At 55.4% G+C, this 13,248-nt stretch carries 11 protein-coding genes; 3 read left to right on the top strand and 8 right to left on the bottom strand.

The window, feature by feature from the left end:
• Window positions 1–8: 8 nt before the first annotated feature.
• Genes kdpC through kdpE form a run of 3 tightly spaced genes read left to right on the top strand, consistent with a single transcriptional unit; the run spans window position 9 to window position 3,948 of the window.
• A complete protein-coding gene (kdpC, locus tag BJF97_RS08845; protein ID WP_004848885.1) occupies window positions 9–584 on the top strand; it encodes a potassium-transporting ATPase subunit KdpC in 576 nt (191 codons plus the stop codon).
• A 2-nt stretch (window positions 585–586) separates the two neighbouring features.
• Window positions 587–3,274, top strand: coding sequence for a two-component system sensor histidine kinase KdpD (gene kdpD / locus BJF97_RS08840; RefSeq protein ID WP_032694311.1), 2,688 nt, complete (start codon window positions 587–589; stop codon window positions 3,272–3,274).
• Window positions 3,271–3,948, top strand: coding sequence for a two-component system response regulator KdpE (gene kdpE, locus BJF97_RS08835; protein WP_025106379.1), 678 nt, complete (start codon window positions 3,271–3,273; stop codon window positions 3,946–3,948). The genes kdpD and kdpE overlap by 4 nt, the downstream gene beginning before the upstream one ends.
• Before the next feature lie 233 nt (window positions 3,949–4,181).
• Here kdpE and araD read toward each other — a convergent pair whose 3' ends face one another.
• The 8 genes from araD to BJF97_RS08795 all read right to left on the bottom strand — a co-directional run bounded on the left by araD (window position 4,182) and on the right by BJF97_RS08795 (window position 12,990).
• A complete protein-coding gene (gene araD, locus BJF97_RS08830) occupies window positions 4,182–4,877 on the bottom strand; it encodes an L-ribulose-5-phosphate 4-epimerase (protein WP_014228429.1) in 696 nt (231 codons plus the stop codon).
• Window positions 4,867–5,766, bottom strand: a complete 900-nt coding sequence (locus BJF97_RS08825) for an L-ribulose-5-phosphate 3-epimerase (RefSeq protein ID WP_032694312.1) — start codon at window positions 5,764–5,766, stop codon at window positions 4,867–4,869. Before BJF97_RS08825 ends, araD begins: the two co-directional genes overlap by 11 nt.
• Window positions 5,763–7,241, bottom strand: a complete 1,479-nt coding sequence (locus BJF97_RS08820; RefSeq protein ID WP_004848873.1) for an FGGY-family carbohydrate kinase — start codon at window positions 7,239–7,241, stop codon at window positions 5,763–5,765. Before BJF97_RS08820 ends, BJF97_RS08825 begins: the two co-directional genes overlap by 4 nt.
• Window positions 7,242–7,268: 27 nt before the next feature.
• Complete coding sequence (locus BJF97_RS08815; protein WP_046878552.1) at window positions 7,269–8,198, bottom strand: ABC transporter permease; 930 nt, start codon at window positions 8,196–8,198, stop codon at window positions 7,269–7,271.
• 67 nt (window positions 8,199–8,265) lie between these two features.
• Window positions 8,266–9,750 (bottom strand): sugar ABC transporter ATP-binding protein, encoded by a 1,485-nt coding sequence (locus tag BJF97_RS08810; protein WP_032694353.1) that lies wholly within the window; start codon window positions 9,748–9,750, stop codon window positions 8,266–8,268.
• A gap of 105 nt (window positions 9,751–9,855) precedes the next feature.
• Window positions 9,856–10,722 carry an ABC transporter substrate-binding protein gene (locus BJF97_RS08805; RefSeq protein WP_014228426.1) on the bottom strand — a complete coding sequence of 289 codons (867 nt, stop codon included), beginning with the start codon at window positions 10,720–10,722 and terminating at the stop codon, window positions 9,856–9,858.
• A gap of 280 nt (window positions 10,723–11,002) precedes the next feature.
• On the bottom strand, window positions 11,003–12,076 hold the full coding sequence (locus tag BJF97_RS08800) for an erythritol/L-threitol dehydrogenase (RefSeq protein ID WP_004848867.1): 1,074 nt from the start codon (window positions 12,074–12,076) through the stop codon (window positions 11,003–11,005).
• Window positions 12,077–12,192: 116 nt separating this feature from the next.
• Window positions 12,193–12,990, bottom strand: a complete 798-nt coding sequence (locus BJF97_RS08795) for a DeoR/GlpR family DNA-binding transcription regulator (RefSeq protein WP_004848865.1) — start codon at window positions 12,988–12,990, stop codon at window positions 12,193–12,195.
• Window positions 12,991–13,248: the final 258 nt, after the last annotated feature.

Below are 13,248 nucleotides of genomic sequence, written 5' to 3'. Positions count from 1 at the left end.
AAAAAATCATGTCATTCATTCGTCCTGCTGTTGTGCTGTTTATTCTGTTAACGCTGCTCACCGGCGGCGTCTATCCGCTGTTAACCACCGCGCTGGGACAGTGGTGGTTCCCGCAGCAGGCCAACGGCTCGCTGGTGCGAATTGACGGGGAAGTGCGCGGTTCCCGCCTTATCGGGCAGAACTTTACCGCGCCGGGCTATTTCCAGGGCCGCCCTTCCGCGACGGCGGAGATGCCGGATAACCCGCTGGCGTCCGGCGGCAGCAACCTCGCCGCCAGCAATCCGGCGCTGGACAAAGCCATCAGCGAACGGGTGCAGGCCCTGCGCGCCGCCAATCCGGACGCCAGCGCAACGGTTCCGGTGGAGCTGGTGACCGCCTCGGCGAGCGGACTGGATTACAGTCTGACGCCTGCCGCCGCTCTGTGGCAGGCGCCGCGCGTCGCCAAAGCGCGCCAGCTTAGCGTGGAGCAGGTCACGCAGCTTGTGAACGAGGCAACGCAAAAACCGTTGCTCAGTTTTCTCGGCCAACCTGTGGTAAATATACTGCAGCTGAATATGTCGCTGGATGCCCTGAAGGATAAGTAAAAATGAGTGACGAGCCGCTGCGTCCGGACCCTGACCGCCTGCTGCAACACGCCGCCGCCCCGCATCGCGGTAGGCTAAAGATATTTTTTGGCGCCTGCGCCGGGGTCGGTAAAACCTGGGCGATGCTGGCGGAAGCGCAGCGGCTGCGCGCCCAGGGGCTGGATATTCTGATTGGCGTGGCGGAAACCCACGGACGCAAAGAGACGGCGGCAATGCTTGAGGGGCTCAGTACCCTGCCCCAGCGCCGCCTTTCCCACCGCGGGCGCTACGTAAAGGAGTTTGACCTTGACGGCGCGCTGGCCCGTCGCCCGGCGCTGATTCTGGTCGATGAGCTGGCGCACAGCAACGCGCCCGGCTCGCGTCATCCTAAACGCTGGCAGGACGTCGAAGAGCTGCTGGAAGCCGGCATTGACGTATTTACCACCGTTAACGTCCAGCACCTCGAGAGCCTGAACGATGTCGTCAGCGGCATCACCGGCGTGCAGGTTCGCGAAACCGTCCCGGATCCGTTTTTCGACGCCGCCGACGATGTGGTACTGGTGGACCTGCCCCCCGACGATCTGCGTCAGCGGCTCAATGAGGGAAAAGTCTATATCGGCGGCCAGGCCGAGCGGGCCATCGAGAACTTCTTTCGCAAGGGCAACCTCATCGCCCTGCGCGAGCTGGCGCTGCGCCGTACCGCCGATCGGGTCGATGAGCAGATGCGCGCCTGGCGCGACCGTCAGGGCCAGGAAAAAGTCTGGCATACCCGCGACGCCATTTTGCTGTGCATCGGCCATAACACCGGCAGCGAAAAGCTGGTCCGCGCCGCCGCCCGGCTGGCGGCCCGGCTGGGGAGCGTCTGGCATGCGGTGTATGTTGAAACCCCCTCTCTGCACCGCCTGCCGGAGGCGAAACGGCGGGCGATTCTCGCCGCGCTCAGGCTGGCGCAGGAGCTGGGCGCGGAAACCGCCACCCTCGCCGATCCTTCGGAAGAGAAGGCCGTCCTCCACTACGCCCGCGAACATAATCTCGGCAAGATAGTGATTGGCCGCCAGCAGAAAAGGCGCTGGTGGGATCGCAGCGGCTTCGCCGATCGCCTGGCCCGTCACGCGCCGGATCTCGACCTGGTGGTGATCGCGCTGGATGAAAAGGCCGCCTCCCTGCCGGCGCGCGCCAGCGATAGCCGGACGGCGATGGAAAAATGGCGTTTACAGCTCCAGGGGTGCGTCGTCGCCATCGCCCTGTGCGCGGTTATTACCGTCGTCGCCATGCAGTGGCTGATGGCCTTTGAGGCCGCCAACCTGGTGATGCTGTACCTGCTCGGCGTGGTGATTATCGCCCTTCTGTACGGCCGCTGGCCGTCGGTACTGGCGACGGTGATTAACGTGGTCAGCTTCGACCTGTTTTTTGTCGCGCCGCGCGGCACGCTGGCGGTTTCTGACGTGCAGTATCTGCTGACCTTTGGCGTGATGTTGACCGTCGGGCTGCTTATCGGCAACCTCACCGCCGGCGTACGCTACCAGGCGCGGGTGGCGCGCTATCGTGAACAGCGCACCCGGCATCTGTACGAAATGTCAAAAGCGCTGGCGGTGGGCCGCAGTCGTGAAGATATCGCCGCCACCAGCGAGCGGTTTATCGCCTCAACGTTTCAGGCGCGCAGCCAGCTGCTGCTGCCCGATGAAACATTAAGACTCACGCCGCTGACAAAGCCCGCGGCGGCAATCACCTGGGATGACGCGATTGCCCGCTGGAGCTTTGATAAAGGACAACCCGCCGGTGCGGGCACCGATACGCTTCCCGGAGTGCCCTACCAGATCCTGCCGCTGAAAAGCGCCACCCGCACCTGGGGACTGCTGGTCGTGGAGCCGGCCAACCTGCGCCAGCTGATGATCCCCGAACAGCAGCGCCTGCTGGAAACCTTCACCCTGCTGGTCGCCAGCGCTCTGGAACGGCTGGCGCTCACCGCCAGCGAAGAGCAGGCCCGGCTGAACAGCGAACGGGAAAGCCTGCGCAACTCGCTGCTGGCGGCGCTGTCCCACGATCTACGGACTCCGCTTACGGTGCTATTTGGCCAGGCGGAGATCCTGACGCTCGATCTCGCCAGCGAAGGTTCGAAGCACGCGCCGCAGGCCAACGAGATACGCCAGCACGTGCTCAATACCACCCGCCTGGTGAATAATCTGCTGGATATGGCGCGTATCCAGTCCGGCGGCTTTAATTTGCATAAAGAGTGGCTAACCCTGGAAGAGGTCGTCGGCAGCGCGCTGCGTATGCTGGAGCCGGGGCTCGGCGGGCGGCATATTCAGCTTGCGCTGCCGGACCCGCTACTGCTGGTTCACGTCGACGGTCCGCTTTTTGAGCGGGTACTGATTAATCTTCTGGAAAATGCGGTGAAATACGCGGGAGCACAGGCGCAAATCGGCATTACCGCGGACGTCGATCCGCACACTTTAGTGCTTGAGGTATGGGATAACGGACCGGGTATTCCCGCCGGGCAAGAACAGGCTATCTTTGATAAATTCGCTCGCGGCAATAAAGAGTCGGCGATCCCCGGCGTCGGGCTGGGGCTGGCCATTTGCCAGGCGATCGTTGAGGTGCACGGCGGGACCATTAGCGCCGCGACGCGCCCGCAGGGCGGCGCCTGCTTCCGTGTTACACTGCCGAGGGAAACGCCCCCTGAACTGGAAGAGTTAGCCGAGGAAATGTGATTAACGTTCTGATCGTTGAAGACGAAAATGCTATCCGCCGCTTTCTGCGCACCGCGCTGGAAGCCGACGGCATGCGCGTATTTGAAGCGGAGACTCTGCAGCGCGGGCTGATCGAAGCCGCGACCCGCAAGCCGGATTTAACCATTCTCGATCTTGGACTACCCGATGGTGACGGCAACGCGTTTATTCGCGAGGTTCGCCAGTGGAGCCAGATGCCGATTATCGTGCTGTCGGCGCGCACCGAGGAACAGGACAAAATCGCCGCGCTTGACGCTGGTGCCGATGACTATCTCAGTAAACCCTTTGGTATTGGCGAGCTGCAGGCGCGGCTGAGGGTGGCGATGCGCCGCCATGCCGGCGCCCAGGCCGACGAACCGCGGGTGCGTTTTGCAGATATTGACGTTGATATCCCCGCCCGCCGCATCGTACGCGGCGATCAGGAGATCCACCTGACGCCGATTGAATTTCGCCTGCTGGCGGTACTGCTCAATAATCCCGGCAAGGTGCTGACCCAGCGGCAGCTGCTCAATCAGGTCTGGGGGCCGAATGCGGTGGAGCACAGCCACTATTTGCGCATTTATATGGGGCACCTGCGGCAAAAGCTGGAGGCCGATCCGGCGCGTCCGCAGCATTTGCTGACCGAAACGGGGATCGGCTATCGGTTTATGCCCTAGCCGTTGTCCCCGGCTCGCGCTTCGCTTAGCCGGGCTACGGGTCCGCCATCGTCTGCCAGGCGGTAGCCCGGACAGGCGCGTCAAGCGCCGCCTCCGGGAAATGTGCCAGGCCTCATAAATCAACGCTGTTTCATCCCGGTGGCGCTGCGCTGACCGGGCTACGGGTTCACCGTCGGCTGCGGGCCGGTAGCCCGGATAAGGCGTTTACGCCGCAATCCGGGGAAGGCAGGCGATTATTGTCCGTAGTAGGCCCCTGCCCCGTGTTTACGCAAATAGTGTTTATCCAGCAGCGTCGCAGAGACCGGCTGTTCGTCAATGCTCAGCTGACGGGTCCACATATTCATATAGGCAATCTCCTCCAGCACCACCGCATTATGCACTGCGTTCGCCGGATCTTTTCCCCATGCAAACGGGCCGTGGCCGTGGACCAGCGCGGCGGGTACGCTGAGCGGATCGGTATGCTGCGCGCCCAGCGTTTCAATAATCACGTGACCGGTATTGGTTTCATAATCACCGCGGATTTCATCATCGCTGAGCGGGCGGGTACAGGGGATCGGCCCATAAAAATAGTCGGCGTGGGTGGTGCCCATCGCCAGCAGCGGCCTGCCCGACTGCGCCCAAATCGTCGCGTGGCGCGAATGGGTGTGCACAATTCCGCCCACGCCGCTAAACGCCTTATACAGCTCCAGATGGGTCGGCGTATCCGACGAGGGCTTATAGCGCCCCTCCACCACCCTGCCGGTCGCCAGCTCCACCACCACCATATCCTCGGCCGTCATCACGGCGTATTCCACGCCGGAGGGTTTGATCACCACCAGTCCGGCGTCGCGATCGATGCCGCTGACGTTGCCCCAGGTAAAGGTCACAAGATGAAATTTCGGCAGCGCCAGATTGGCGTCAAGAACCGCCTGCTTGAGGTTATCCAACATACTTCACTCCTGAATTCACAATGCCTTCATACTGAGGCGGGCGAAACGCCTGCTGGTATTTATCCGTTAGCCACGCTTTAGCGTCGGCGATTCTCTCGCTGTCCAGCCCGTCATTTTTGGCCCACATCTCAATCAGCCAGGCGCCGCGATAGTTCAGCGCCGAGAGCGTACGAAATATCTCGGTAAAATCGACGCAGCCGGTCCCGAATGGCACATCGCGGAACTGCCCCAGCGAAGCGTGCGAAACGGGCTGGGTATCCTTCAAATGAATGGCGGTGATTTTATGAATGCCCTTCCTCAACTCTTCAGGAACGTCGTTTTGCCAGGCGCTTAAGTTGCCAACGTCCGGGTAGACGCAAAACCACGGGCTGCAAACCTTCCGTTCGAGATCCAGCCAGCGGGAGATATTGCTCATAAAGGCGGTATCCATAATCTCCATCGACAGCATCACCTGCGCTTTCGCCGCTTCGGCCACCGCCCAGTTGATGCCCTCGATAAAGTATTCCCGGGTCTGCGCCGAAGAGGATTCGTAATAGACGTCATAGCCTGCCAGCTGGATGTTGCGAATGCCGACGTGGCTGGCAAAATCCAGCGCATCAAGCATCAGTTCCCGCGCCTTGAGCCGGGTATCGCGATTGACGCTACCAAAGGGATGGCTGCGGTGCGCGGAGAGGCACATGCTCGGCACATCAATGCCGCTGTTAATTTTGTCGGCCACGAACGCCAGCCGCTGCCCCCGGTTCCAGCGCAGCCTGGCCTGGCGCTCGGGGCTTTCGTCAACGGAGATTTCAATAAAATCAAACGCCAGGCCCGCCGCCATTTCAAAGCGTTTCGGCCAGTCCAGCGCCGCGGGGAGCGCTTTTTCGTAGATGCCAAGTCTGGGTTTCATTGCGCCGCTCCCGTCGCCCTGGAGAGGCTTTGCGCGACCGCTAAGTAACGGGCGTAGCCTTCACGCAGCTGCTGATGCCGATTGCTGTCGGGTTGATAGCAGACCACCTCGGGCTGCGTGGCGGCAATCGCTTCGCTGAAGTTAGCGTAGGCGCCGCTGCCGGCCGCGGCGCACAGCGCGGCGGCTCGACAGCCGGCCTGTTCGATATCCACCACTTCCAGCGGAAGATTGGCCGCATCGGCGTACATCTGCGTCCAGCCTCTCGACTGGCTCGGTCCGCCGGTAAAGCGAATTTTTTGAATATCCCGATTGAGTTCAATAATGCGGTCCTGATGCACCAGGTGAGAAAAAACGATGCCGCGATAGATGGCCGCAATAATATCCTTTTTCGTATGATGCCCCGCGAGGCCCACCAGCGCGCCGGGCAGATCCATCGCCAGATTGGAACCGAACAAATAGGGTAAAAAAATGAGGTTGCTGTCGGTATCTTGCGCAATCCAGCTTTCGAAATGGTCGTAGCAGCGGTCATCGTCAGGGAAAAACTGCTTCACAAACCAGGAGAGATTGCTCGCCGAAGTGGGGCTGCCCTCGTGAACGAAGTATTTACCCGGAATGCAGTATTTCCCCCAGATGTAGGGAAAGTCGCTGGCAATAATGCTATCCGTCACCGAGGTGGCGATACTCCAGGTGCCGGCCACCGCGCTCAGGGTATCCGCCCGGTCAATCCCCGAGGAGACGGCGGAGGCCACCACGTCGAAAAAGCCGCCGAAAACCGGCGTCCCCGGGCACAAACCGCAATCCAGCGAGGCCTGCAGGGTAATGTGGCCCACGCAGTCCGTCGAGTTCACCACCGGCGCGGTTTTATCCGCCACTTCCTCAATGCCAAACAGCGCCATCATGTCGCGGTCATAGCGGGAGGTAAACTGGTTATAAAAATTGCTGCCGGAAATATTAGTGATCTCCGCCGTCGCCTCGCCGGTCAGGCGGAAACGTACGTAGTCGTGCACCATTAAAACGGCGTCGATCCTGTCGTAATTGGCCGGTTCATGCGCTTTCAGCCACGCCAGTAGCGACACCGGATGTCCGGTCCACAGCTGCTGCAATCCTTTTGGGTATGCCAGCTTGTCTATACCTTCGCGATACCATTTTTTGACAAACGCCAGCGCCCGGGTATCGGATGAGATAATCCCGTTGCGCACCGGCTCGCCTTTTTTGTCAATCGCGTAGAGCCCTTTGCCGTGCGAGGAGAAACCGATCCCGCCGATGCTTAACGGCGGCACCTGGCTTTCATACAGCGCTTTTTTTATCACGCTGCAAACGGTATCCCATAGCTCATGCATGTTCCGCTCGGTAAAGCCCGGCTGTTCGGATAATACCTGCGCATATTGCGACGCCACGTGAATCTCTTGCCCTAACTCATTATATATACCGGCTTTGGTGACCGTACCACCGATATCAACTCCGATAAAATTCATATCCCTTCGCCTCATATTTAAAATAAGTTAACGTCTGGCTGAGCTAATAAAGGTGGCGCCCCAAATAATAAGCCCTTTCACCACGTACTGAACGTAAGGAGAGATCCCCAGAAGGTTTAAACCATTATTCAGTACGCCGAGCATCATGGCGCCAATCAGGGTGCCGATAATCATTCCGCGGCCGCCGGCAATGGATGCCCCGCCGAGCACCACGGCGGCAATGGCATCCAGTTCAAATCCGACGCCGGCATTCGGCTGGCCGCTCATCACCCGCGAGGTGAAAATAAGACCGGCAAAACTGGCGGTAAAACCGCTGATCACGTAAACCAGCAATTTATAATATTTCACCCGCAGGCCGCTCAGGCGCGCCGCTTCTTCATTACCGCCGAGGGAATAAACATAGCGACCAAACGGCATATGATTCAGGACGATATAAAAGATGAGATATAAAACCACCATCAGAATAATAGGCACCTGAATACCGAACAGATATTCACGGCCCCAAAAAGCGAATGAATCCGGTAAGCCGGAGATGGGGTAGCCGCCGGTATAGATCAGCGCCAGCCCCTTCGCAATAATCATTGCCCCGAGGGTCACGATAATCGGCGGCATTTTACCGTAGGCGGTTAAAAAGCCGTTCAGCGCGCCAAAGGCGACGCCGGAGCACAGACCGATAAGAATGGCTAACCACGGATCTAAACCATAGTACTTCATTAATCCCGCCATCAGGGTACCGGCCAGGGCCATGACCGCGCCGACGGAGAGGTCGATTCCGCCGGTCAGAATGGCAAAGGTCATCCCGATGGCAATGATGGCATTAATCGAGACCTGACGAGCGACGGTCGATAAGTTATCGACCGTTAAAAAGTAGTCATTAAAAATAGCCATACAGGAGAACAGGAGTACCAGACCAACAAACGGCAGGAACGCGGGCATTTTTAATAAACCATGGAGCATCTTTTTATTTTTATCAGGAGATGCGGCGGGCGCTAATGACACGTTTTCATTACTCATTTAATACTCCCTAAATAATATTACCGGCAGCGTGCAGCATAATCACAGTGGAATTGATTTGGTCGTTCTCGAGTTCGGCAACGATATTACCGTCGCGAAAAACCATTACCCGGTCGCTAACGCCAATCACCTCTGGTAGCTCAGATGAAATCATAATTATTGAAATACCCTGGGCGGTGAGGTCGCGCATAATCTGATAGATTTCTGATTTCGCTCCGACATCAATACCGCGAGTCGGTTCGTCAAAAATAAGAATATTGACATCATGATTTAACCAACGGGAAATAACGACTTTCTGCTGGTTACCGCCGCTCAACGTGCCCACCGCGGTCCCGGCATCCGGCGTTTTCACGCCAACGTGATTAATTAAACGCTCGGCGGTCAGGCGCTCTTCGTTATCGCGGATAAGCGAGAACTGGCAGGCGTGCTTGTTAAGCCAGATATTATCTTTGACCGAAAAAGGCAGCACCAGCCCCTGCGTTTTGCGGCTTTCCGGCAACAGACCAATGCCCAGACGCAGAGCCCGGTCGGTGGATTTTATCGTCACCTCTTTTCCGGCCAGGCGGACGCGCTTTTTGAAGCATTTATCCGCGCCGGTCAGGGCCAGGATCGCTTCGGAACGCCCCGATCCCACCAGCCCGGCGAGGCCCAGGATCTCCCCTTTGCGCAGCGTCAGCCGATTGAGCTGGCTATTCTCGGTAAGCTGAATTTCGGCCTCCAGCAGTATCTCATCATGCGCCAGCGTCCGCCGCTCGGGATAGATATTCTCCACCTCACGGCCGACCATCATCTGGATCATCTCGGCGATGTCGATATTGTCGACCTTTGCCGACCCGATATATTTGCCGTCGCGGAGAATGCTCAGGCTGTCGCAGATCTCATATATCTCCTCAAGGTGGTGTGAGATAAAGAACATCCCGACGCCTTTGGCCTTTAAATCGCGCATCACGCGGAAAAGATGCTCCGCCTCGCTCGGGGTTAAGGTCGCGGTGGGCTCATCCAGAATGAGAATTCGCGCATCCAGCGACAGCGCTTTGGCAATTTCCACGAACTGCTGTTCGGCGACGCTGAGATGGCAAATTTGCTCATCGGGATCGAGGGTCACGCCAAGATCTTTAAAAATGCGTAACGCCTCGCGGCGCATCGCTTTACGATCTAGCAGGCCAAAACGATTTACCTTTTCGCGATTAAGGAAAATATTCTCATAAGCGTTCAGATAGGGAATAAGAGAAAACTCCTGAAAGATAATCCCTACGCCGCAGGCAATCGCGTCACGATAGTTATGAAAATGCTGCTGCTTACCGTCAATAAAAATATTACCGGCGTCAGGTTGATATATTCCGCACAGGATTTTCATTAACGTCGATTTACCCGCGCCGTTTTCACCTAATAAAGCATGCACCTCCCCTCGGCCAAGGGTGATATTGACATTATCCAGCGCCTTGACCCCGGGGAAGCTTTTACTGACGTTTTTGACTTCCAGTAAGCTGGGCATAAACATCGCTCCATAATGGCTCGATAAAATAGCGAGCCATACTTTAAGAAGAATCCGGCACGGCTCACCTGAATAAGCGAGAGCCGCTGTGGCGTAATAATGCGATTACCAGTGGAAATCTTTGGCGTTGGTTTTATCGATAAGCTTCACATCTACAGGGATCTCTTTAGGAATATTCGCCCCCCAATGTTTGGCCAGGGCAATACCTAAACCAATACGCAGCTGATCGCGCGGGAACTGAGCGGCGGTGGCAATAAACGGCGTATTACCTTTAGCAATTTCAGCGACCGCTTCCGGAGAACCATCAACGCTCACCAGCTTCACATCGCGCCCTGATGCCTGAATCGCCGCCAGAGCGCCGAGTGAGCCAACATCATTCACGCTAAAAATACCGTTGAGCGTCGGGTTGGACTGCAGCATATTTTCCGTCACGCTCATGGAGGTATCGCGCTCTTGTTTACCATTCAGTTTGGTAATCACTTTAATATTGGGATGCTTTTTCATCGCATCTTCAAAGCCGCGCACGCGCTCCAGAATAGGTACCACCGGAATCCCGTCGAGAATCGCTACGTTGCCTTTATCACCCAGCGCTTTGGCTAAGTGTTCCCCGGCAATAAAGCCCGCATCATAGTTTTTTGAGCCGACAAAAGAATCTATCGGGCCATTAGCCTGAGCATCTATCGCCACCACCACCACGCCGGCTTTTTTAGCGGCCAGCACGGCGGTTTCCGCACCGACGCTATCAGCCGGGTTAATCAGCAAAATATCTATTTTCTTTTGCAGCATATCCTCAACGTCGCTAATCTGCTTGGAGACATCATGCGCCGCATCCGCGGTATAGACGGTGGCGTTAATATCTTTTGCCGACTGCTCAAGCGACTCTTTCATGGTGACGAAATATTCGTTATTCAATTCCTGGAACGACATACCGATAGTCAAAGGTTTGGCATTAACGCAGGCAACCATGCTCATCGCAAGAAGTCCTGAGAGTATTGCTTTAGTCTTAAATTTTACAGGCATTCACTATCTCCTTATTGAGTAATGCGCTGAGAAATAAAATTTATTTATCAGCGTTTTCATGGTACGGATGCTGCCTGATATACTGAGCAATAAATACGCCGCTGGCAGATAGCCAGAAGCCACTGATATTGATCTCAGTTATCCCCATGATTGAAATCCAGTATTTAATGAACAGCCATCAGCGGTCATTTGCGTAATAATTAAAAATGGCGAACTTAACTAGTTAAAAAATTTATGGCTTAATGACGACCTTAATCGAATCGAGCGATTTAGCCATCTCAAAAGCGGCTTTCCACTCATCAATAGAATAGAAATGCGTCACCACGCCTTTGGCGGTCAGCAGACCGCGCGCAAAGAGATCGATGGCGATTTCATAGCTGTAAGGCCCCAGATGCGCGCCGCGGATATCCAGCTCTTTACGGTCGCCAATAATCGACCAGTCGGCGGTCGTTTCTTTACCAAACACGCTGAACTCAACGAAGCGTCCCAGCTTACGAATCATCTCCAGACCCTGGGTCACGCCGATAGGGGCGCCCGTCGCTTCGATATACACATCGCAGCCGTAGCCATCGGTCATGGATTTTACGATAGCGATGGCGTCCTCTTGCGCCGCATTGATGACCACGTCGGCGCCAAACGCTTTCGCCAGCGCCAGGCGGTCGTCCATCGTGTCGATGACCACCAGTTTCTTCGGCGTTTTCAGATGAGCGACCTGCACCATACACAGCCCCAGCGGCCCGGCGCCGGCGATAACAACCACATCATCCAGTTCGATATCACCGCGGCGTACCGTGTGGATTGCGCAGGCCATAGGTTCGATCAGCGCGGCATCTTCTTCACTTAATGATTCAGGAATTTTGTGAATAATTGCCCGTTCGGAAAAACGCATATATTCAGCCATACCGCCATCGGCGACATCCTTCTGGAAACCGTAAATATCATGGGTTTCGCACATCCAGTATTTGCCGGTTTTACAGAAACGGCACTCATGGCAGGGGACAATCTGTTCAGCCAGGATGCGATCGCCAATTTTTAATTGATATTTTTCAGCGGAGCCCGGGCCTAATTCGGCAACCCGACCGTAAAACTCATGGCCGGGCACCACCGGCGTTTTCACCCACGGATTATCGCCCCAGAACATCGGCGCGCCGTCCTGGGCCTTGCAGTCGCCGGCGCAGATTCCACACCCGTCAACCTTAATGACCACTTCCTTTTCTTTGGCGACCGGGCGGGGAATTTTCTCAAAGCGATAATCCTGGGGACCATGGCAGACAACCGCTTTCATATCTTCAGGTAATTGTTCCATCGTAAACCTCTTTTTCGGATAAATAATGAAGAGGGATGGTATTGCTGGCGCAATACCCCTCCATCGGGCACAAGGGCTATTCAATAATAATGCCGGTAGAATATCTGGCAGAGCGGCTATTTAGTCTCGACAATATGTACCTGGTGCTGGCGATAAGTATCAGCTGGTAATTCGTTAGTGATCAACACATCAATATCCGCCAGATCGCATATTTTATAGAGTGAATAACGTTCAAACTTACTGCTATCGACCATCAGGATTTTTTGATCGGCAACTTTCAGCATCTCCTGCTTCAGCCGGACGTTGACTTCATTGCTGTCTTTTATTTCCAGCCCGGCGTCGAGACCCTGGCAAGAAAAAAACAGCTTATTGACCTTAAAGTTGTTGATAATGAACTCGGCGACCGGACCGTGAAAATCACCGTGGCGCTCAGAATATTCACCCCCAACGCTGACTATTCTTATTTTCTTACGACAGGCTAAGGTTTGAATAATATTCAAAGAATTGGTAATCACGGTCAGCTCGATGTCAGGCAGCTGGCGCGCTAAAAACCAGCAGGAGCTGCTATTATCCATGATAATGCACTCATGCTCATGAATAAACTGCAGCGCGCCTTTAGCAATACGCATCTTACGTTCCGGCTGCTCTTTGGTGCGCTTAATAAAGGCCTCGGCTTTATCGACAAAGTTCCCGTGATTTGTCGGCGTATCGGCAGCTAAAAATGATGCATTATTTTCAGAAATCATTGCACCGCCAAAGCTACGAACTATTTTTTTATTTCTCGCCAGCGCGGTTAAATCCCGGCGAATGGTTTCTGGAGATACACCGAATATCTGTGAGAGCTCATTAACTCTGGCGCATCCTTTTTCTACGACATATTCCACAATTAATGAATGACGTTTAACTTGTAACATAGACGTTCTCAAGAAAGCATTCAGGATTTAATGACATAAATATAACAAAATCGTCCATATCAGTAAGTGACATAAATCATACAAAATCAAAACAAGTTTTTAGCTTTTTTTAGTTTGAAGTTGATCATATATATCAGGCAACTTTCATTTTGGATGGAATAAATTTGTGATTAAAATCGCAGAATTAGCCGTGATTGTTCGTTTGCTTTAGCCGTATATTCGCTAAAACGGGCAAACCCGGTCAAAGCAATAATACCC

This window comes from Klebsiella sp. LTGPAF-6F (assembly GCF_001753185.1).
Taxonomy (GTDB): Bacteria; Pseudomonadota; Gammaproteobacteria; order Enterobacterales; family Enterobacteriaceae; genus Klebsiella; species Klebsiella michiganensis.
Note: the sequence above shows the minus strand (reverse complement) of the source record. Positions and strands in the feature narration are given on the sequence as shown.

Coding starts and splice junctions, on each gene's coding strand:
- araD (WP_014228429.1), bottom strand. CDS start 4,877: ATGTTGGATAACCTCAAGCAGGCGGTTCTTGACGCCAATCTGGCGCTG.
- BJF97_RS08800 (WP_004848867.1), bottom strand. CDS start 12,076: ATGGAACAATTACCTGAAGATATGAAAGCGGTTGTCTGCCATGGTCCC.
- kdpD (WP_032694311.1), top strand. CDS start 587: ATGAGTGACGAGCCGCTGCGTCCGGACCCTGACCGCCTGCTGCAACAC.
- BJF97_RS08795 (WP_004848865.1), bottom strand. CDS start 12,990: ATGTTACAAGTTAAACGTCATTCATTAATTGTGGAATATGTCGTAGAA.
- BJF97_RS08825 (WP_032694312.1), bottom strand. CDS start 5,766: ATGAAACCCAGACTTGGCATCTACGAAAAAGCGCTCCCCGCGGCGCTG.
- BJF97_RS08810 (WP_032694353.1), bottom strand. CDS start 9,750: ATGCCCAGCTTACTGGAAGTCAAAAACGTCAGTAAAAGCTTCCCCGGG.
- BJF97_RS08815 (WP_046878552.1), bottom strand. CDS start 8,198: ATGCTCCATGGTTTATTAAAAATGCCCGCGTTCCTGCCGTTTGTTGGT.
- kdpC (WP_004848885.1), top strand. CDS start 9: ATGTCATTCATTCGTCCTGCTGTTGTGCTGTTTATTCTGTTAACGCTG.
- BJF97_RS08805 (WP_014228426.1), bottom strand. CDS start 10,722: ATGAGCATGGTTGCCTGCGTTAATGCCAAACCTTTGACTATCGGTATG.
- BJF97_RS08820 (WP_004848873.1), bottom strand. CDS start 7,241: ATGAATTTTATCGGAGTTGATATCGGTGGTACGGTCACCAAAGCCGGT.